Origin of the sequence: Sideroxydans lithotrophicus ES-1 (assembly GCF_000025705.1) — a bacterium.
GTDB classification, from domain to species: domain Bacteria; phylum Pseudomonadota; class Gammaproteobacteria; order Burkholderiales; family Gallionellaceae; genus Sideroxyarcus; species Sideroxyarcus lithotrophicus.
The window spans coordinates 1,192,762-1,211,190 of the sequence record NC_013959.1; the positions used below are offsets into that span (position 1 = coordinate 1,192,762).

Here is an 18,429-nt window from a genome sequence, read left to right on the forward strand (position 1 = left end):
TCATGCGACAAAGGTCCGTTGGGTTCGGATGGGTGCAGTGTTAAGATGACGTCAACAAGCAAGTAATCGCGCAAGTCAAAGATCATCAAAGGGGCAAATCATGAATCACCTTCTCGGTCAGGTTTCTTATCCGGTCTTCATCTCCGGCGTTTTTGTGTTCTTCATCATCGCCAGCGTGTTCTCCTTCATCGTGGGAGTCGGCTTGGCGTTGCGCAGCCAGAGGATGATCCGGTTCTTCAATTTCATGAACAGGAGCTATTCCACCCGCCGCATGACCAGGCCTTTGACCGAGCCGCACTTCGTCGAACCCACCTTGCTCAAACATCCCAAGACCCTCGGTGTGGGCATCGTCGCCGGGGCCATCGTCTCCATCGCGCTGCTGTTCGATGTCGACGACATCGTGTTCCAGCCCATGTACAACGGATCGTTCACCAACGAGACCGCGGAGATACTGGCGAACTACACCCATTCGTTCCTGCTGGTCGGCAATGCCATCTGCATCATCGTGGGCGTGATGCTGCTGTTCTTCCCGCATGTGCTGTCGAACATCGAGAGCTATACCGACAAATGGTACACGCTGCGCAAACAGACCCGTCCGCTGCACGAGAACTACATCGAAGTCGACAAATGGGTGCTGGCGCATCCCACCGTTTCGGGCGTCACGCTCAGCCTGTTGTCGCTGGGTCTGGGCATCTCGATGTACATGCGGCTCTGATCCACCCGTAGTTTCGAACGTCAAGGCCATGCCGCAAGGTGTGGCCTTTTTGCAAGTGCTTCATCCTCGCAGTGCAATGCCTGTATTCGATCTTTTTGCTTTATAAAAAGGGCCTCAAGATGGGTAACAAGACGATAGGAACGTTGCTGGGTCTGGCGGTCACCCTGGTGCTGGCAGGTTGCGTCACTGCTGCCGCGACCAGGAAGCCGACGGTCCCGATCAACAAGGTGGCGCTGGTTTCGCTCTCGGTCAGCAATTGGCGCGGCATGGTATCGGGTACCGCCGGGGACGCCAAAGCCGAAGAGCTGATCAACAGCACGCTGTTCGGGCTGGTCGTGTTCACCGAGAACAAGCTTTCCGGTTTCATGCACGTCACCAGGCTATCCAGCTTCATCGGCAACGCGGGCTACCGCAGCCTGGGCGTCAAGAACGAGCTCGGCCTGATGCTACCCAAGGTGAACGGCATGCACGTCGAGCTGTTCTCCACCAGCAACGACGACGTGATCGCGGCCGATCTCAAGCCGGAGGTGGCCAGGAAACTGTGTGCCGACCTGCATGTGGATGCGGTGGTCGTGGTGTATTCCGAATGGGCGGCAGCGCAGGGACATTTCGTGCCGACCCGCAAGGCGCTCGCCAAGAACGTCGTGTCAGTGTGGGATCGCAACGGCGAGCTGGTCTTCAACAAGCGCGTCGATGAGATGGGCGATGCCGTGATCGGCGGGCCTTATGTGACAGTGGTCAATGTCGGGACGATCAAGCAATGGAGCATTGCCTATAACAAGAGCTTCGAACAGATCGCCAAAGAGATGAAGGCCGCGCTGAAGTCTTAGCCAGCCTGGCTGCCTCACCGACAAGGCCACGCTTTGCGGCGTGGCCTTTTGTTTTGGGGCAGGGCAAGCGGATGCGGATCATCCGGCCAGATGGAACTCCATTGTGAACAACGCACCGCCGCCGGGCGCATCGGCAAGCGTCACCTTGCCGCCGCCGTGCGCCTCGGTGACCGTCTTGCACAGGGACAACCCGAGGCCGGTAGATGCGGGCTTTGCGGAAGTCGTTGCCGCTTCGGCATGGCCGGTGTGGGCCGGCCCGGGGCCGTCGTCGAACACGAAGAAGGTCAGCCGGTCTGCATCCTGCTCGAACCATACATCCACGCGGCTCGCCGCATAACGCACAGCATTGTTGAGCGCCGACTCCAGCGCCAGGTCGACCAGGTATTCGTCGAGCGAGGCGACACCCTTGTGCCTGACTTCGGTTGCGATTCTGATCCGGTCCTCATCTACATTCACTGCTATGGCATGACCATGCCGGCTCGCCATCGTCACCGACTGGCTGCCGGCGATCATGTCTTCGAGGAATTCGGCCAGGTCGATCTCGCCGAGATTGGGAAGCAATCTGCCTTGCTCATGTTTGTAGAGCGTGAGGAAACTGATCAGGCGGCTCTTCAATTCGATGCAGCGCTGGTAGGCCTTGCGCGCCTCGTCCGGCGCATCGGCGCGGTGGTTGAGCTGCTCCAGGTCGGCCTCCAGCAGCGCCAGCGAGTTCTTGATGTCGTGGATCACCAGCGCAGAAAGGGCTTGTTGCATTTGGGGTGCCTCCAATAATTCAAAGTTTCCGGTAATCGCGACTTAACCCCGTCACACCGGCGCAGGCCGGTGTCCAGTTGTTGGAAAATACTGGATTCCGGCCTGCGCCGGAATGACAGAACCGGGGGCGTTCAGACCTTTCATGGTCAAGGCAGGGGGCTCGCAAGATCCGGAGAATCGGTGGCACCCTCAGGCCCCTGTCAGTTGATCGTAAAAGCGATAGAAACTCATCACCTTCTCGTTGTGCGGCACCAGCTTGTCCAGGATCGCGAGATAGCTCTTGGCGCGTTCCTGCACATCCGCGTCCATGCCGCCCTGCTTCAGCCACAGCAGGTGCAGCTGTGCCGCCGCGAACAGCGCCTCGATGTTGTCGCTCTGGATCGCCAGCGCATCGAGCACCTTGCGGTAGGCGGCATCGAACTGCGCCACGTGCATCGCCTTGCGCGCCTCTTCCACCAGCGCCAGCACGCGTCGTTGCCCGGCATCGATGACTTCATCCACCTTGTCGTGCTGTCCGGTGTCGATCATCGACTTGGTGACATGGCGCGCGATGCGCTCGCGCTCCAGGCCGCTCGACTGCACTGCCTGGGTCAGCATCTTCAGGCCGAGGACGGAGTCGCCGGTCTTGAATGCGGCCTTGCCGAGCGAATTCATGGCGGAACTGCTGCTTTCCGCGGTCAGCAGCCGTTGCGAACGTTCCAGCAGTCTCTTCGCCGCAGCCTTGTCGCCCGCATCGAAATAGGCCTGCGCCAGGATCGCGTTCTTGGAGATGCCGAACGAACCTTTCTCCTCGAACTTGCGCGCGCTTTTTTCCAGCGTGTGGATGGCGCCCTGCGGGTCGCCCAGGTCGGTCTGGATCTGGGCCAGCGACAGGTAATCGTCGGGGCGTTCCGTTATCGAACCGCTCGCCAGCCTGATCGCCGATTCGGAATATTTCTTCGCCTCGTCCAGCTTGCCCAGCAGGAAAGCCGATTCCGCGTTGGAGCGGAAACGTTTCGCGGTGGGCAATATCTTGGCCGATTGCTCCATCAGCTGGTAGGCGCCTTCCTCGTCCTTCTGCATGCGCCTGATCTCGGCCAGCAACTCATAGGCCGCGACATAGCTCGGGTTGTCGGCGACGATCTGCTTGGCCATCTCCTCGGCCGCATCAACTTCATTCAGCAGCATGCGCGCACGCGCGATGCCGATCTTCACCCACGGCACGTTGTCGCGCATGGCCAGCGCCTGTTCATAGGTCTTGAGCAGGTCGGTGGTGTCGTTGAGGGCGAGCAGCGCTTCCGCCTTGAGCTTGAGCGCGGCCATCAGCCAGCGCTCGTTCGTCACCAGCGCCATCAGCCGGTCGCATTCGCTCACCACCAGCAGGTAGTTCTTGTCGTCCATCGCCGTGAGCGCGGGCAGCAGGAAGTTGCGCCGATCGAACAGGCGTTCCAGCCGCGCGCGCAGCTTCTTTTCCGGGCAGGGCTTGAGGATGTAATCGTCGGGAGCGAACTCGGCGGCATTGGCGACAAAGGCATACTCGGCTTCGGCCGTCACCATCACGAAGATCGTCTTGGCGCTGAGCAGATGCTCATGGCGCAGGTATTCGAGGAAATGCTGCCCGGAGGTGGCCTTGTTGAGGTTGTAGTCGCACAGGATCAGGTCGTAGCGGTTGTTCTCGATCTGCCCCAGCGCTTCCTGCGCATCGGCGACGCACTTGATCGAGTTCATCTCCATCCATTGCAACTGCGAGCGCAGCGCATGGCGCATCGCGCCGATGTCGTCGATGACCAGCGCCGACAGCGTATCGAAGCGGATATATTCGTTCTCGTAGGCATCCTTCTTGCCGCCGATGATGTCCGCCATCGAGTTTGCGTTCTTGCGGTCCTGCATCACTCTCCCCGTGTTGTTCGTGCGCAAGGTGGTTGGATGGCTGCGGAGGAGGATATCCAGCCCTGCGCGCCGTGGCCTTTTTCCGAATGATAACGAAAATCCGCCCGGACTAGCCGCCTTTCCTCGGCTGCAGCGGCTGATTCTGTTTTGCGGCAGGCCATGCACCTTCATGTCCCGCACCCGGGAAGGTGAAAAAATGGTGAAAGCTCAAAAGGGTAGGGAAGGGCAAGCGGGATCAAGGTTCGCCCTGCGCGGTTTCAACTTCACAACTTATCCGACAACGCTTTTTCCAGCTTGATCTGGTCCGCAGTGAACCCGCGTATCCCTTCGGCCAGCTTCTCCGTCGCCATCGCATCCTCGTTCATCTCCCAGCGGAACTCGGCCTCGGTCATCGAGGCAGGGCGCGGCTTGATCGCGCCTGCGTAATGCAGGCGGCGTGGCAGCGCGCCCTGGGCGCCTTGCAGCTCCTGCAGCAGCGCCGGACTGATGGTCAGGCGGTCGCAGCCGGCCAGCGCCAGTATCTCGCCGCTATTGCGAAACGATGCGCCCATCACCGTGGTCGGGTAGCCGTGCTCCTTGTAGTACTGGTAGATCTTGCGCACCGAAAGCACCCCCATATCTTCTTCCGCAGGAATGTCGGTGCGCCCCTCCTTGGCTTTTTGCCAATCGAAGATACGCCCGACAAAAGGCGAGATCAGCGTCACGCCCGCCTCGGCACTGGCGCGAGCCTGGGCGAAACCGAACATCAGGGTGAGATTGCAATGGATGCCTTCGTGCTCGAGGATCTCGCCGGCGCGTATGCCTTCCCATGTCGAAGCGACCTTGATCAATACCTGCTCATTGCGGACGCCTGCCTCGTTGTAGAGCCGTATCAGCTTGCGTGCCTTTGCCAGCATGGCCTGTGTATTGAACGACAGCCGCGCATCCACTTCGGTCGAGATGCGCCCCGGCACGATCTTCAGCACTTCCAGCCCGACGTTCACCGCCAGTTTATCTATCGCGTCGTGTGCCTGTTGTTCCCGGTCCTTGCCTTGCGACTTCGCCCACGTCAGTGCATCGGCGATCAACGGGGCATATTCGGGCAAGCTTGCCGCCTTCAGCAGCAAGGAAGGGTTGGTGGTCGCGTCTTCCGGCTGATGGGCGCGTATTGCCTCGATATCGCCGGTGTCGGCGACGATTGCGGTCATGGATTTCAGTTGTTCAAGCAGATTGGACATGGTCTCTCCTCCGGGTAGGTGGCCTCACGGCAGCGAGCGCCTGGGCCGATTCGTCTGCGCGTCGCAGTACAGGGTGGCACATATTGAGCCTTTGCTGATCAGGGGGTAAAGCCGAAATGCCATTCCCCCGTCTGCTGTGGGCAAGGGGAACACCATTCTAGTTCCCTCCGCTTTACGGTAAGCTACGCGCCTTCTGTCCCTCACCCAAGAAAGCGCAATAAAATGGCACAAGGTCAATATGTAATGTCCATGCTCCGCGTGAGCAAGATCGTTCCCCCCAAGCGTCAGATCATCAAGGATATCTCCCTCAGCTTCTTCCCCGGCGCCAAGATCGGCCTGCTGGGTCTGAACGGCTCGGGGAAATCCACCGTGCTGCGCATCATGGCGTTGCAGGACAAGGAATACGACGGCGAGGTGCAGCACCTGCCCAACATGAAGATCGGCTACCTGCCGCAGGAGCCGCAACTCGACGCATCCAAGACCGTGCGCCAGGAAGTCGAATCCGCGCTGGGCGAAGTGATGGAAGCGCAATCCAAGCTGGATGCGGTGTATGCCGCCTATGCCGAGCCGGATGCCGACTTCGACGCGCTCGCCGCCGAGCAGGCCCGCCTGGAAAACATCATCGCCGCCAGCGGCAGCGATGCCTCGCACCAGATGGAGATCGCCGCCGATGCGCTGCGCCTGCCGGAATGGGATGCCGTGATCAAGAACCTTTCCGGCGGTGAGAAGCGCCGAGTGGCGCTGTGCAAGCTGCTGCTGGAAAAGCCCGACATGCTGCTGCTGGACGAACCCACCAACCACCTGGATGCCGAATCGGTGGAATGGCTGGAACAATTCCTCGTGCGCTTCCCCGGCACCGTGGTCGCCGTTACCCACGATCGCTACTTCCTCGACAACGCCGCCGAATGGATCCTCGAACTCGACCGCGGCCACGGCATCCCCTGGAAGGGCAACTACTCCAGCTGGCTGGAACAAAAGGGCGAGCGCCTGGCGCAGGAACAGAAGCAACTCGATGCGCATTCAAAAGCGATGAAACAGGAACTGGAATGGGTGCGCCAGAACCCTAAGGCGCGCCAGGCCAAATCCAAGGCGCGTATCGCCCGCTTTGAAGAACTCAATTCGCAGGAACACCAGGCCCGCAACGAAACGCAGGAAATCTTCATCCCCGTCGGCGAACGTCTGGGTAACGAAGTCATCGAATTCGACGGCGTGAGCAAAGCCTATGGCGACCGCCTGCTGATCGACAACCTCAGCTTCAAGATCCCGCCCGGCGCCATCGTCGGCATCATCGGCCCCAACGGCGCGGGTAAATCCACCCTGTTCCGCATGATCACCGGCAAGGAAAAACCGGACAGCGGCGAAGTGAAGATCGGCCAGACCGTGAAGATCGCCTTCGTCGACCAATCGCGCGAAGGGCTGGAGAACGACAAGACCGTGTTCGACGCCATCTCCGGCGGCAACGACATCCTCACCGTGGGCAAATACGAAACCCCGGCGCGCGCCTACATCGGCCGCTTCAACTTCAAGGGCGCAGACCAGGCCAAGATCGTCGGCCAACTCTCCGGCGGTGAGCGCGGCCGCCTGCACCTGGCGCAAACCCTCATCTCCGGCGGCAACGTGCTGCTGCTCGATGAACCCTCCAACGACCTCGATGTGGAAACCCTGCGCGCGCTCGAAGATGCACTGCTTGAGTTCGCCGGCTGCGTCGCCGTCATCTCCCACGACCGCTGGTTCCTCGACCGCATCGCCACCCACATCCTCGCCTGCGAAGGCGATTCCAAGTGGACGTTCTTTGATGGCAACTATCAGGAATATGAGGCGGACAAACGTAAACGGTTAGGCGAGGAAGGGGCGAAGCCTAAGAGGATTCGGTATAAGCCGATTAGTCGGTAACAGTTTGACGTTCCGCCAAGGGAGATACATGAGCGCATTCGAGGAGTTTTACAGGAATTTCGGCCTAGTCGAATATCCATTTTCAATTTTCTCTGCTGAACAGGAAAAAGAGCGGCTCAAAGACATTTTCGTGAAGCCAAATGTCTATGCTCCTCTGGTTGAGATTTTTGGCAAGGGCGCAACTGTCATTCTCAAAGGGGAAAGAGGTACTGGGAAAACCGCACTTACCTACGAGTTGGTAAAAGAAAAAGAGAAAAACTCGCTCGTGGTTGTCCTTGACGAATATTCAGATCTGGAAAAAGGGTACACCCCGAACGATTTATATCGTTTCATACTAAATGGTGTTGCCGAGAAGTTATTACTGTGGCTTGCGGAGCACAAATATAGAACCCTGACAATTCCAGAAAATGATCGGTTCTTGCTAGCTTACCTGCTTAAATTCCACATTACCGAAATCAGCCAGTCCCGACTTCAGGAGAGAATTAGGGGGATGCAGCAGGGTGCGATAAGGACGTTGTTATCGAGGGGTTATGATCTACTCAGGTATCCGTTAAATTTTGCGGCAAATATCGCCGTGATTTTTGCCACGGACGCAATAAAGAAGACATACCCTGGATTACCAGATCTTGATCTACCAAAACACAAAGACTATTTTCCTCAGCTTGCCGCCGCCAAGCTCGACGATATATCTCAAGCTAAAGCGAACTTTAAAGTGTTGAAGGATGTCTCGTCGTTGGTTAAACGGTTTGGGATAGGTGGTCTTGTAATTGTCATTGACAAGATTGATGAGAATCAAAAGTTGGAGAACGACGCTGAGGAAATAGCTGACTTTTTGAGCAAGATTGTACTAGACAATAATCTCCTACTTGATTCTGGCGCGACGTTCGTTGTTTGCTCTTGGAGCATACCGCTCGGTTACTTGGCGAAGGAGGGAGCGCGGCTGTCAAAAATGAGCACATTTGAGGTTGCGTGGGATAAACCAAGTCTTGAAAAATTATTAAACAGGAGACTGGCAGTATTCTCTGGGGAACAACTGACGAACTATCGTGACTTATTTGCCGCGGACGTGTCAGAAGATGAAATCAATGACATTTTTCTGATAGCAAACAAGAATCCTCGTGATCTCATCCACCTTCTGGATGAAATATTTCTAATGGCTTTCAAGGCTAGCCCTGCATTAAGTAAGATTTCCAGTATGCACATCCGAGAGGGAGTGCGAGAATTTGTATCTAAGTTCAATTTCTTCGAATATTACCCTAGAAATTCTAAATCAAGAGCGAACAGCATGGATGTGTATAGCTACATTGCGCATCTTTTAAAGCTTGGTACGCACACTTTCACAAAAAACGAACTAAATGAAAAGGCGGGTGTTAGCGGTTCATCGGCCCCAAACTACGTTACGGCCATGAAGAATATGGGGTTGGTAAAGGAGCTGACAACTAAGAAGGAAAGCGCAGTGGTGTACGAAATTAGAGATCCTAAGGTTGTATACGCGATAAGCAATGGAATGGAAATCTCACGCCCATAACCGAAGAACTAAGCAACTGGAGAATTACGGGGTCAGGTCTTGCAATGCAAAGAATTACGGGGTCAGGTCTTGCAATGCAACATTCTCTTTTTGCGATGCGTCAATGCAAGACCTGACCCCGTCGCCGCGTCGCAAGACCTGACCCCGCGTCGCCCGAATCGAGTCCATCCAAATACTGTTAAGGTGCATACAAATGAAAATACATCTGAGCGTTTTACTGGTGTTGGGAGTTGCATTTTCGAACGTCGGCTATTGTGGGAATCTTCAATCCGTTCAATCTGACGAGCGGTGGGAATTTGATGGCGATTTGTTATATGACAATGCCTTTGATCTGACTTGGCAGCGCTGCGCTATAGGGCAGAAGTTTTTTGGCAAGAGTTGTGTTGGGGGAGCTATGCCAATGACACTACCCCAGGCCAAAGAAAAGGAGAAAGATGGGTGGCGCCTACCAACACATAGTGAACTTCTTACACTAATAAAATACGACGTAAAACCATATATTGATGACAAGGCGTTCCCGGGATTTGCCTGTTGCTATTATTGGACGGGCGAATACAACTCCGATAGAGAAGGCTACTACTACGTTCTATTCGATAGGGGCGATTCAACTTACCGTGATGAAAGATCAAATCATCTGGTCAGGTTTGTTCGATCAGGAAGATTGCAAAAGAAGTGACGCGGAGCAAATAGCCGCATTGCAGTAGTCTAGAACTTCGGGGTCAGGTCTTGCAATACAACATACTCGTTTTGCGTTCGTCAATGCAAGACCTATCCCCGTCACGCTGCATTTGAATTTCTTAATTTCCTAAGGTGCTCTCAATGCGTAACTTGATAAATACGTGCATTGTTCTACTGATTGCATCATCTTCTAGTTGTGGAATTGCGGGGCAGCTAGAAGCTAGTCAGCAAAGTGCGGGAAAGGTACCAGCTAATACTTTTCAAGTGCTCATTTCGCTGGCGGAGCGAGGTGATGCTATTGCTGAGCACGATTTGGCTCATATATACGAAAACGGAACTGGTGGTGTTTCAATAAATTATTCATTGGCAGCCAAGTGGTATCGTGAATCTGCAATGCAGGGATACGCGCCAGCCCAAAATAACTTGGCAACTATGTATGAACGAGGATTGGGTATAGAAAAAGATGATGTGCAGGCTGTTATGTGGTATCGCAAGGCAGCAGAGCAGGGGTTTTCCATAGCGCAACAAAATCTGGGCGCTATGTATGCCAATGGCCGGGGCGTTGTAAAAGACGATGTGCAGGCTGTGCAATGGTATCGCAAGGCTGCAGAATCGAATAATGCCAACGGATTGCAAAACTTGGGATGGATGTATGCAAACGGCCTGGGAGTGAAGAGAGATGATGCTCATGCGGTCGTGTTGTATCGCAAGGCTGCAAAGCTGGGGCATGCAGGGGCGCAGAATTGTTTAGGGGTTATGTATGCATCAGGCAGAGGTGTTGCAAAAGACGAGGCAGTTGCCGCACAGTGGTATCTCAAAGCTGCCAAGAAGGGTGATTTAGATGCGCAGGATAATTTGGGACTAATGTATATCAGGGGACAGGGTGTGGCCAGAGATACTGCTCAAGCATATAAGTGGTTCAGCAGGGCTGCTGAGCACGGTTTCGCAAATGCTCAACGAAACCTCGGGGTAATGTATGGAACTGGCGATGGCGTAAAACAGGACATGAAGAAGGCGGTTTATTGGTACCGTAAAGCTGCCGATCAGGGGCATGTTGAAGCGCAAGAAATATTGGCGAAGCTGAAACAAAAGTGATTTGAGTGATATGGGGGCGGGAGCTAAAAGGGGCAGCATCGCAATAGTTTTCAAAGCGTGTGGGTGGCGGCGCAACAACTTCATCAAGGAGCAGATCGAGATGACCGGAATTCAAAGATGCATCGTCGCACTGGCCGTATTGATCCTGGCGGGGTGTGGTCCGAAGGATGAGCAGTTGGTGGATGTGAAAGCGGCTGCCGAGCGGCAGACTCGCGGCGAGCTGTTGTTGGATGTGCGTGAAGCCGATGACTACAAAGAGTTCCACATACCGAACACGATGAACATACCGTACGGTCATCTGGCCTTGCGCATGGCGGAGTTGGAGCCATACAAGGGCAAACCGGTCATGGTGATCGACCATTCCGGCCTGCGGGCACCCCGGGCAATGGAGCAACTGCAAAAAGCAGGATTCACCCAGGTGTTCGTGGTGAAAGGCGGGATAGCCGAATGGAAAGCCGCCGGTCTTCCTCTCGAAAAACTGGACATGCAGCTGCAGCCGCAGTGATCTTTTCAGATACCGCGCAGCAGATAGGGCCAGGTCACAGGTGCTGTAGTCGAACTGTTCTGAATGTTTCCGTGAAAGGCTGACATGATCACGAAAGGTATGCGGCTCTGGTTGGCACTGCTGACATTGGTGCTTCTTGCCATTTTGCTGATTTGGCAGTTTGGTTTTCGGGAAGGAATAGGGCGACCTGCCGCTGCCAGGACCGAGGTTCGCTTCTGGTTTGAGCCATTCAAGCCGCGGTTTGAGCAGATCAGGGCAGCATTCCTGGCTATTCCCAAGACACCGGAAATAACAAATATCGAAAAACTGTACGCGTTGGACGAGCAACTGGAAAAGCTAGTGCTTGAAGCAGGCGGAAAGTACAGCAGCTATTTCCCAACGATTAAAGGGGTCGTGTTCGAATATTTCCTTCAAACCGTTTTGCTCGGTTATACCTTCAATCGGAATTCCGCCATCAACCCGCAATGATTCGCTTGTCAATCATTCACCCCCTGCTAGAATGACCGTATTCAGTCCTTATTCGGTGACTTATCATGCAAGAGGAGCTAATGGGGTCAGCATCGCAATAGTTTTCGAAGGTGTGGCTGGCAGCGCAACAACTTCATCATGGAGCGAATCGAGATGACCGGAATTCAAAGATGCCTCATCGCACTGGCCGTGTTGTTCCTGTCGGGGTGTGGTCCGAAGGATGAGCAGTTGGTGGATGTCAAAGCGGCTGCGGAGCGGCAGGCTCGCGGCGAGCTGTTGTTGGATGTCCGTGAAGCCGATGACTACAAAGAGTTCCATATACCGAACACGATGAACATACCGTACGGTCACCTTGCCTTGCGCATGGCGGAGTTGGAGTCATACAAGGGCAAACCTGTGATGGTGATCGACCATTCCGGCCTGCGGGCACCCCGCGCAATGGAGCAACTGCAAAAAGCAGGATTCACCCAGGTGTTCGTGGTGAAAGGCGGGATAGCCGAATGGAAAACAGCCGGACTTCCTCTCGAAAAACTGGACATGCAGCTGCGGCCGCAGTGATTTATTCAGATACATCCGAGAACCAAAGGCGGCGGAGCCGAGGGGGCAGAATGAAGAATGTTGCTTGTGTAAGCTTGATGCTGTGTGCGATGGTGATGCCGCGTGAAAGTGTTGCGGCAGATGGCAACGCCATTCCCTTCACTCCCGCTCCGGCCTATTACCGCCTTGCCCAGCCCATTACGGAGCGATCCCTTTTTCCCGAGTGCATCACGCCCAAAGATGACGCGGCCAAGAATCAATGTTCGCAAATTGCTTCGCGGCTGACTTCTCTTGAAGCCCGGTTGAAAGAATTATGTGTCGATGCGGGGGAGTCGATATTCCGCACGGTGAACAATGTCGAGGGAGTCTACGTGCAAACTTCCCAATCCAGCGGGAATGGTTACTTTCATGAGCTTGAAAACGCATGGGAACTCTTTGTGTCTCCCCAGCTTTGGCCGCATTACCGGTATTGGGAATATGCCAAGCCATGGCAGGGCAAGAGAAACAAAAGGTACCGGAGTCGAATTGTTTTGCGCGAAATCTGTGTTTGAAAATGAAATCGCAATCAAAGGGGCCAAGCTCAATATAGTTTCAATATGTTTATGAACGTATAGTCCGAGGGTTTAATAATGATTAGAAAAATCTCAGTGCTGGTCGTGTATGTTGCTGTGCTTTCAATATTCGCTGGCTGTGGATCAACAAAGCCCAAAGCAGAGTCTTGGGTACTTCCTAAAAAGGAAAAAGCCGATTCTGCGATGCTCATCGGGTATATCGGTTATCCCAATAACAAAAAGGAAAATCCGGAAAACAATAAGCTTTACCTGAGCGAAGTAAATTTCATGACCAAAGACAAAGCGGTTTACTTCGGAAATGGAGAGCCAAATATCGAATTGGATAACAACTATTTTGTTGTCCCCAATCTTAAGCCTGGCAAGTACTATCTGGTTAGTTTTCGAACGGGTGAGCTTTTTGATCAGCTACCGTTATATGACGAAAAATATGTAATAGAAGTAAAACCGGGGCAAATAAAATTCTTCGGGAGCTTCGACTTTCTTGAATACGATAGTAGCTTTCTGGGAGCCCATTCCTACAAATTTAGTATCAGGAAAACAGAGAAGCCCAGTGAATTGGAAATGTTCCAATGGCTAAACCGGGTTGGTGCAGGAAGCGGCTGGGAACCCGCTATCAAAAAACGAATCCACGAATTGGGTGCGCAGCCATAACTCGGAATTAAAGGGGGCGTGTGCGAATATTTTTTCAAACCGTTTTGCTCGGCTATACCTTCAATCTGAATTACTCCATCAATCCGCTTTCTCGTTGATGCCGGATGGCGAGTATGTCCATCCGGTCTTGTTCTGGCAGGTAGCGATACAGCGTGATTAAAGGGGTCGTGTTCGAATATTTCCTTCAAACCGTTTTGCTCGGTTATACCTTCAATCGGAATTCCGCCATCAACCCGCAATGATTCGCTTGCCAATCATTTATCCCCTGCTAGAATGACCGTATTCAGTCTTTATTCGGTGATCTATCATGCAAGAACAAATCATCAGCCTGACCGATTTTAAAGCCTCCGCCAGCCGTTTGTTGCAGGAGACGCGCGGGGGAGCCAATATCATTTTGACGCAGAACGGTACGGCGAGTGCGGTGGTGCAGGACTACGCAACCTACCGCGCGCAGCAGGATGCATTTCTGATGTTGAAGCTGATGGTTCAGGGCGAGGCCGATGCACAGAAGAATCGCCTAACTCCGCAAGCCAAGGTATTTGATACCCTGCGCACGTCTTTGCTGAAGCAGCAAAAGCGACATGGCTGAAACAAAGTCGTATCAGGTGTTGTGGTCGCACACGGCACAGCAGGATTTGACGGAGATCATCGAGTACATTGCACAGGATAGTATTGAAGATGCGCTGGCGATCCTGCAAAAGCTGGAAACCAAAGCCGCACTTCTGATTACTTTGCCCAATCGCGGTCGTGTCGTGCCTGAGTTATTGCATACCGGCATCTCGCAATACCGGGAGCTGATCAGTGCGCCTTGGCGCATCGTTTACCGGGTTGATAACAAGCAAGTCTTGATTATGGCGGTGCTGGATAGTCGGCGTGATTTGCAGACGGTGCTGCTCAACCGTCTCGCTCGCTAGCAGAGCCTGTTAAATCGCGAGAACAATCAGGGACGGACCACGGTTTCAGAAACACTAGTGCGAAAATCGTAGTCGTGTCCCCACGATGTTCAGGACCGCAGTAATACCGATTGGAAAAGGGTTGAAGTCAGGTCTGCAAAGGTACACAGTGTCATGCCTGTGGTTGGCTTGGGCGATTCCTTTCAATCTGATTCACTTCAACTGGAGGTCCATCATGTTCTCTCCTGTCACTATCCCTTTCGGGGCAAAGATGCTATTCAATACGGCTACGATCAAACCCGGCGTGCCTTTCGAAGATGTCGAAGTGGCGCTGGCCGAGATGTGCAATGTGGTGAAAGACACTTACGGCGGCGACAAGGGGGGCTTCGTTGCCGGTCAGGTCTATGAGTTCTCCGGTTTCGTTTCGGACGAAGGTTCGTTGAGCGATTCGAGATCGGCGGAAAAGCATATTGCGATCGTGACCTACTGGAAGTCTTTCGAGCAGCATGAGCGGTCGCACGCGGACAAGGCATTCAAGGATAAATTCGCGGCCTTGGCCAAGCTGTGTGTCGAGAGCAAGGAATTGGGTTACGACATGCTCTGGCAGGGGGCGCTGGAATAGGTGATCGAAGTTCCGGGCTCCATCAATCCTCTGCTTGTGTATTCAACAGCACCCTGGCTTCCTCCGCCGTAAGGGACTTCCATGGCAGCGGTATCAGGCCGGGAACGCGCGCCATATAGCGGCGGTAAGTATCGCCGTGATAGGTCAACAGTTTCTGCTCTTCCAGGCGCGATCCGATGACGAAATACAGCGTGATGAACACGCTGGATAGCAGCGTCGTCGCGTTCATGTCGCGCGTCCACACCAGCACCAGGCCGAAGAAATACCAGGGGTGGCGCACGTGGCGGTGGAACGGGGAGAGATGGAAGTGTTCCTGATCCTCGACCTTGCGGAGGTGGAGCCGCAACTGGCGCAGGCCGAGGAATTCCTGCATGTCGTAGCTTTTGAGACTCAGCCAGAAGCCGAACAGTGCTGCCAGCGCCAGCCCGTTTGCCAGCCACGCGGTGGCACCTTGCCAGTGCCACAACAGCGGCCCCGGATCTCGATAGGTGAGCCACAGGATCGGCAGGATCAGCAGCGATGCCAGGAGGTTGAACGTCAACCGGTAATACGGCATCAGCTTGGGCCAGGCTGCGGCAACCTTGCGCTTCACCGTCAGCGATGCCAATGCGGAGTGCAGGGCGAAGTAGCCTATCCAGCAGATTGCCAGCAATACGACGTTTTGCCAGGCGGATTCAGTCATGCGATATCACGGCCTTTCTTTCAAAGGTTTTGTCTACGTTCTGCCAAAAGCGATCCAGTTTCAGGCCGGACCGAATGGTTGTTTCGATCTGCCGCAGGGTTTTGTGAATGATACAGACGGGTTCGGGAAGATGGTGAAGTCGTTATTGAAGGATGGGCGCAAGTGAACCCTTGAATACTGCTGCGGGATCGCCACGCGTAGCGACGGCGGACACTGTCGATGCGTGATAAAAATAAAAGCGGTTTGAGAGAGAGCCCTCAAGCCGCTTTTGAATTGCAACCTCTGCCCGCACGCCTGTTTTCTATTTAATGAACAGGTCCCCCTTGACCGAGGTTGCTGCACGCCGGAATACCGGCGCTTGTTATTTTCCCAGCACGTCCTTGCGTGTGCTTTCGGCGATCGCGGCGCATTGCGTGATCAGGTGGCCGGGCACTTTCAGTTCCATGAGCGTAGCGCCCAGGTTCTCCATCACTGCGTTGAAATGGGAATCGTTCAGGCCCTGCTTGACCAGGTGCGCATGGCCGCGGCGCATGTCTTCCCCGGTGTAGTTGTGCGGGCCGCCGAATGCCATGGTCAGGAACGCCTTTTGTTTGGCTGCTTGCCGTTCCATGTCGACGCCTTCGAAGAAATGGCTGATACGCGCATCTTTCAGGACCTTGCGGTAGAAGATGTCGACTGCAGCATTGACCGCTGCTTCGCCGCCGAGTTGCTGATAGATGGATTGCTTGGCTGCGGGGGTTGGCTCTGGTTTACCGCTCGCCAGAATCATCAATGCCAAAATAATGAATGGTGAAAATACAAATAGCAGCACCCCGAAGTTTTCCATACCAATACTCCCCATAGATTTAGTTTAATTTGATTCGCCGTTGACTGTTTTTTTACAACGGCAGGGGAATACTAAATTAATTCCTGCTCATAACATATATCAAAAATACATTATTTAACGGAATTTTGACAAGTAGGCGATAGAGTTACTCGGCATTACGAACTGAAAGAACTGGCAGGCTTCGGCACATCGCCAGAGTCGCCTGAGACTCCAGGCCGAAGCGGAATTCGACGAGATGCCTTGGCTGGACAAGCGCAAGCAGGGCGGGACGTTCGGGAAGAGGTTGAAGTCGGCGCTGAAACGGAAACAAGGTTGAGATAATCTGGCATCAGGCCCACCATGGCGGCATGACCAAAGGCGCAGCATCGCATTGGTTTTTTTCATATCGCCCGCGAAGGCGATGTTCTTTTCTGTCTTGGAAGGCACAGGCTCACCATGGAACTGACCGGACTTGGTTTGGATAGCCAGTTGCAGGAACAGGCAAGCAAGCGGTGTAAATCGGGCCTGCGCCTGGCCCGGGTGACTGCGGTCGATCGCGGGCGCTATGTCGTCCGGGATGAGCAGGGCGAGGTGCCTGCCGAGCTGACGGGCAAATTCCTTCACACCGCGGCATCTTCGGTGGATATGCCCTGTGTCGGCGATTGGGTGTATGTGCAGTATCGCGATGCGGATATGCATGCGAGCATCCATGATGTGGTGCCCAGAAGGTCTTTCCTGCGGCGCAAGTCTCCCGGCAAGAACATCGATTTCCAGATGATCGCGGCGAACATCGATGTGGCGTTCATCGTGCAGTCGTGCCATTTCGATTTCAATGTGCGCAGGCTGGAGCGCTATCTGGTGATGGTGAACGAGGGGCACATCGAGCCGGTGCTGCTGCTGACCAAGACGGACCTGGTGAGCGCGGTGGAGCTGGAGCGCATGCTCGAGCATATCCGCACGGCGGGCATCACGGCCCGGATCATCGCGCTCAGCAACGTGACGGGCGAGGGCGTGGAGCAGGTGAAGCAGCTCATGCGGCCGGGCAAGACCTATTGTCTGCTCGGCTCTTCCGGCGTGGGCAAGACGACGCTGATCAATCAGCTGCTGGGCCGTGACGCGCTGGAGACCGGTGCTGTCAGCGGCACGGGCGAGGGCAGGCACACCACCACGCGCCGCCATCTGGTCATGCTCGACAATGGCGCGTTGCTGATCGACATGCCGGGCATGCGCGAGCTGGGTATCCTGAGCGCGGGCGAAGGGCTGGATGACAGCTTCGCCGATATCAAGGCGCTTGTCTCACAATGCCGCTTCGCCGATTGCCGCCACACCAACGAGCCGGGCTGCGCGATCCGCAAGGCCATCGAAAGCGGCGAGCTGAACGCGGAGCATTACCAGAGCTACCTGAAGCTCAAGGCCGAGTCCGATTTCAACGAGATGTCGTATGTGGACAAGCGCAAGAAGGACAAGGCGTTCGGCAAGTACGTCAAATCAGTGTTAAAAGGACAGCAGAAGTGAGCCGAGTGATAGCGCTAAAGGGGGATATGCAACAGGTGTTGGTTGACTGATACTGCCGCGCCACAGAATTTTTTCATTCACCAAAAACAATAAAGGGGAGAAGTTAATGAGCGACATTGCAGACTACAAACAGGTTCGCAACTCGACGGTGGGCACGGAGCTCACGGAAGACGAAGCCAGGCTGCTGGCTGAGAAGCTGGGTGTGCGCCATCTGAAGAACGGCGAAATGCTGGTGAAGGAAGGCGAGGCCGATCGGACCTTGTTCATTCTTGCTTCGGGCAAGCTCGCCGTCACCAGCAAGGATGCGGGGGGCGTCAACAAGCAGGTCTACATCATGAAAGAGGGCGAATGCGCCGGCACCCGCGCCTTCGTGGAGCAGTCGCCGCGCAAGGCCACGCTGCAAGCCATGGGGGATGCCACGGTCTTCACGCTGGACCCTGCCAATTTTGAATCATGCCTGGACAAGAATCCGCGCCTGGCCTTCAAGGTGATGCGCGCGCTGTTCCGCGTCACCCATGCCAACCTTGCCCGCATGAATCAGGAAAGCGCGGAGCTGACCAATTACATCTCCAAGACGCAGGGCAGATACTGATAAAACGGG

The 18,429-nt window shown here is 54.8% G+C and carries 21 protein-coding genes; 16 read left to right on the forward strand and 5 right to left on the reverse strand.

Features of this window, described 5'->3' with window-relative positions:
• Positions 1–100: 100 nt before the first annotated feature.
• Positions 101–715 (forward strand): hypothetical protein, encoded by a 615-nt coding sequence (locus SLIT_RS05975; protein WP_013029335.1) that lies wholly within the window; start codon positions 101–103, stop codon positions 713–715.
• A 119-nt stretch (positions 716–834) separates the two neighbouring features.
• Positions 835–1,545, forward strand: coding sequence for a hypothetical protein (locus SLIT_RS05980; RefSeq protein ID WP_013029336.1), 711 nt, complete (start codon positions 835–837; stop codon positions 1,543–1,545).
• A gap of 78 nt (positions 1,546–1,623) precedes the next feature.
• On the opposite strand, the gene SLIT_RS05985 is transcribed toward SLIT_RS05980, so the two are convergent.
• From SLIT_RS05985 to tal, 3 genes are all read right to left on the reverse strand, one after another.
• The gene (locus SLIT_RS05985) at positions 1,624–2,298 is read right to left on the reverse strand and encodes a sensor histidine kinase (RefSeq protein ID WP_013029337.1); all 675 of its coding nucleotides are present in this window, start codon (positions 2,296–2,298) and stop codon (positions 1,624–1,626) included.
• 189 nt (positions 2,299–2,487) lie between these two features.
• Positions 2,488–4,167: a response regulator gene (locus tag SLIT_RS05990; RefSeq protein WP_013029338.1), complete on the reverse strand. Its 1,680-nt coding sequence runs from the start codon at positions 4,165–4,167 to the stop codon at positions 2,488–2,490.
• Positions 4,168–4,430: 263 nt separating this feature from the next.
• Entirely contained in the window at positions 4,431–5,384 is a 954-nt protein-coding gene (gene tal, locus SLIT_RS05995; RefSeq protein ID WP_013029339.1) for a transaldolase, read from the reverse strand.
• A gap of 222 nt (positions 5,385–5,606) precedes the next feature.
• Between tal and ettA the strand changes: the two genes are divergently transcribed.
• The 12 genes from ettA to SLIT_RS06055 all read left to right on the forward strand — a co-directional run bounded on the left by ettA (position 5,607) and on the right by SLIT_RS06055 (position 14,826).
• Positions 5,607–7,277 carry an energy-dependent translational throttle protein EttA gene (ettA, locus tag SLIT_RS06000; protein WP_263053160.1) on the forward strand — a complete coding sequence of 557 codons (1,671 nt, stop codon included), beginning with the start codon at positions 5,607–5,609 and terminating at the stop codon, positions 7,275–7,277.
• 28 nt (positions 7,278–7,305) lie between these two features.
• Positions 7,306–8,805: an anti-phage protein gene (locus SLIT_RS06005; protein WP_013029341.1), complete on the forward strand. Its 1,500-nt coding sequence runs from the start codon at positions 7,306–7,308 to the stop codon at positions 8,803–8,805.
• 193 nt (positions 8,806–8,998) lie between these two features.
• A complete protein-coding gene (locus tag SLIT_RS15130; RefSeq protein ID WP_013029342.1) occupies positions 8,999–9,481 on the forward strand; it encodes an Lcl C-terminal domain-containing protein in 483 nt (160 codons plus the stop codon).
• A gap of 143 nt (positions 9,482–9,624) precedes the next feature.
• Positions 9,625–10,578, forward strand: a complete 954-nt coding sequence (locus SLIT_RS06015) for an SEL1-like repeat protein (RefSeq protein ID WP_013029343.1) — start codon at positions 9,625–9,627, stop codon at positions 10,576–10,578.
• Between the two features lie 100 nt (positions 10,579–10,678).
• Positions 10,679–11,083, forward strand: a complete 405-nt coding sequence (locus SLIT_RS06020) for a rhodanese-like domain-containing protein (RefSeq protein ID WP_013029344.1) — start codon at positions 10,679–10,681, stop codon at positions 11,081–11,083.
• Positions 11,084–11,167: 84 nt separating this feature from the next.
• Positions 11,168–11,551 (forward strand): hypothetical protein, encoded by a 384-nt coding sequence (locus SLIT_RS06025; RefSeq protein ID WP_013029345.1) that lies wholly within the window; start codon positions 11,168–11,170, stop codon positions 11,549–11,551.
• Between the two features lie 153 nt (positions 11,552–11,704).
• The gene (locus SLIT_RS06030; RefSeq protein ID WP_013029346.1) at positions 11,705–12,109 is read left to right on the forward strand and encodes a rhodanese-like domain-containing protein; all 405 of its coding nucleotides are present in this window, start codon (positions 11,705–11,707) and stop codon (positions 12,107–12,109) included.
• 50 nt (positions 12,110–12,159) lie between these two features.
• A complete protein-coding gene (locus SLIT_RS06035) occupies positions 12,160–12,639 on the forward strand; it encodes a hypothetical protein (RefSeq protein WP_150102952.1) in 480 nt (159 codons plus the stop codon).
• A gap of 78 nt (positions 12,640–12,717) precedes the next feature.
• Positions 12,718–13,311 carry a hypothetical protein gene (locus tag SLIT_RS06040; protein ID WP_013029348.1) on the forward strand — a complete coding sequence of 198 codons (594 nt, stop codon included), beginning with the start codon at positions 12,718–12,720 and terminating at the stop codon, positions 13,309–13,311.
• 307 nt (positions 13,312–13,618) lie between these two features.
• Positions 13,619–13,900: a type II toxin-antitoxin system Phd/YefM family antitoxin gene (locus SLIT_RS06045; RefSeq protein WP_013029349.1), complete on the forward strand. Its 282-nt coding sequence runs from the start codon at positions 13,619–13,621 to the stop codon at positions 13,898–13,900.
• Positions 13,893–14,225 carry a type II toxin-antitoxin system RelE/ParE family toxin gene (locus tag SLIT_RS06050; protein ID WP_013029350.1) on the forward strand — a complete coding sequence of 111 codons (333 nt, stop codon included), beginning with the start codon at positions 13,893–13,895 and terminating at the stop codon, positions 14,223–14,225. Before SLIT_RS06045 ends, SLIT_RS06050 begins: the two co-directional genes overlap by 8 nt.
• A gap of 214 nt (positions 14,226–14,439) precedes the next feature.
• Positions 14,440–14,826: a hypothetical protein gene (locus tag SLIT_RS06055; RefSeq protein WP_013029351.1), complete on the forward strand. Its 387-nt coding sequence runs from the start codon at positions 14,440–14,442 to the stop codon at positions 14,824–14,826.
• A gap of 22 nt (positions 14,827–14,848) precedes the next feature.
• On the opposite strand, the gene SLIT_RS06060 is transcribed toward SLIT_RS06055, so the two are convergent.
• Complete coding sequence (locus SLIT_RS06060) at positions 14,849–15,508, reverse strand: methyltransferase family protein (protein ID WP_013029352.1); 660 nt, start codon at positions 15,506–15,508, stop codon at positions 14,849–14,851.
• A gap of 361 nt (positions 15,509–15,869) precedes the next feature.
• Positions 15,870–16,334, reverse strand: a complete 465-nt coding sequence (locus tag SLIT_RS06065) for a group I truncated hemoglobin (RefSeq protein ID WP_013029353.1) — start codon at positions 16,332–16,334, stop codon at positions 15,870–15,872.
• Positions 16,335–16,769: 435 nt separating this feature from the next.
• Here SLIT_RS06065 and rsgA point away from each other — a divergent pair, with 435 nt between their 5' ends.
• Both rsgA and SLIT_RS06075 read left to right on the forward strand, forming a co-directional pair.
• Positions 16,770–17,828 carry a ribosome small subunit-dependent GTPase A gene (gene rsgA / locus SLIT_RS06070; protein ID WP_013029354.1) on the forward strand — a complete coding sequence of 353 codons (1,059 nt, stop codon included), beginning with the start codon at positions 16,770–16,772 and terminating at the stop codon, positions 17,826–17,828.
• Positions 17,829–17,934: 106 nt separating this feature from the next.
• Positions 17,935–18,420, forward strand: a complete 486-nt coding sequence (locus SLIT_RS06075) for a Crp/Fnr family transcriptional regulator (protein ID WP_013029355.1) — start codon at positions 17,935–17,937, stop codon at positions 18,418–18,420.
• Positions 18,421–18,429 lie beyond the last annotated feature (9 nt).

Excerpts from the sequence above, each read along its gene's own strand:
- SLIT_RS05975 (WP_013029335.1), top strand. The coding sequence starts at position 101 with ATGAATCACCTTCTCGGTCAGGTTTCTTATCCGGTCTTCATCTCCGGC.
- SLIT_RS05980 (WP_013029336.1), top strand. The coding sequence starts at position 835 with ATGGGTAACAAGACGATAGGAACGTTGCTGGGTCTGGCGGTCACCCTG.
- SLIT_RS05985 (WP_013029337.1), bottom strand. The coding sequence starts at position 2,298 with ATGCAACAAGCCCTTTCTGCGCTGGTGATCCACGACATCAAGAACTCG.
- SLIT_RS05990 (WP_013029338.1), bottom strand. The coding sequence starts at position 4,167 with ATGCAGGACCGCAAGAACGCAAACTCGATGGCGGACATCATCGGCGGC.
- tal (WP_013029339.1), bottom strand. The coding sequence starts at position 5,384 with ATGTCCAATCTGCTTGAACAACTGAAATCCATGACCGCAATCGTCGCC.
- ettA (WP_263053160.1), top strand. The coding sequence starts at position 5,607 with ATGGCACAAGGTCAATATGTAATGTCCATGCTCCGCGTGAGCAAGATC.
- SLIT_RS06005 (WP_013029341.1), top strand. The coding sequence starts at position 7,306 with ATGAGCGCATTCGAGGAGTTTTACAGGAATTTCGGCCTAGTCGAATAT.
- SLIT_RS15130 (WP_013029342.1), top strand. The coding sequence starts at position 8,999 with ATGAAAATACATCTGAGCGTTTTACTGGTGTTGGGAGTTGCATTTTCG.
- SLIT_RS06015 (WP_013029343.1), top strand. The coding sequence starts at position 9,625 with ATGCGTAACTTGATAAATACGTGCATTGTTCTACTGATTGCATCATCT.
- SLIT_RS06020 (WP_013029344.1), top strand. The coding sequence starts at position 10,679 with ATGACCGGAATTCAAAGATGCATCGTCGCACTGGCCGTATTGATCCTG.
- SLIT_RS06025 (WP_013029345.1), top strand. The coding sequence starts at position 11,168 with ATGATCACGAAAGGTATGCGGCTCTGGTTGGCACTGCTGACATTGGTG.
- SLIT_RS06030 (WP_013029346.1), top strand. The coding sequence starts at position 11,705 with ATGACCGGAATTCAAAGATGCCTCATCGCACTGGCCGTGTTGTTCCTG.
- SLIT_RS06035 (WP_150102952.1), top strand. The coding sequence starts at position 12,160 with ATGAAGAATGTTGCTTGTGTAAGCTTGATGCTGTGTGCGATGGTGATG.
- SLIT_RS06040 (WP_013029348.1), top strand. The coding sequence starts at position 12,718 with ATGATTAGAAAAATCTCAGTGCTGGTCGTGTATGTTGCTGTGCTTTCA.
- SLIT_RS06045 (WP_013029349.1), top strand. The coding sequence starts at position 13,619 with ATGCAAGAACAAATCATCAGCCTGACCGATTTTAAAGCCTCCGCCAGC.
- SLIT_RS06050 (WP_013029350.1), top strand. The coding sequence starts at position 13,893 with ATGGCTGAAACAAAGTCGTATCAGGTGTTGTGGTCGCACACGGCACAG.
- SLIT_RS06055 (WP_013029351.1), top strand. The coding sequence starts at position 14,440 with ATGTTCTCTCCTGTCACTATCCCTTTCGGGGCAAAGATGCTATTCAAT.
- SLIT_RS06060 (WP_013029352.1), bottom strand. The coding sequence starts at position 15,508 with ATGACTGAATCCGCCTGGCAAAACGTCGTATTGCTGGCAATCTGCTGG.
- SLIT_RS06065 (WP_013029353.1), bottom strand. The coding sequence starts at position 16,334 with ATGGAAAACTTCGGGGTGCTGCTATTTGTATTTTCACCATTCATTATT.
- rsgA (WP_013029354.1), top strand. The coding sequence starts at position 16,770 with ATGGAACTGACCGGACTTGGTTTGGATAGCCAGTTGCAGGAACAGGCA.
- SLIT_RS06075 (WP_013029355.1), top strand. The coding sequence starts at position 17,935 with ATGAGCGACATTGCAGACTACAAACAGGTTCGCAACTCGACGGTGGGC.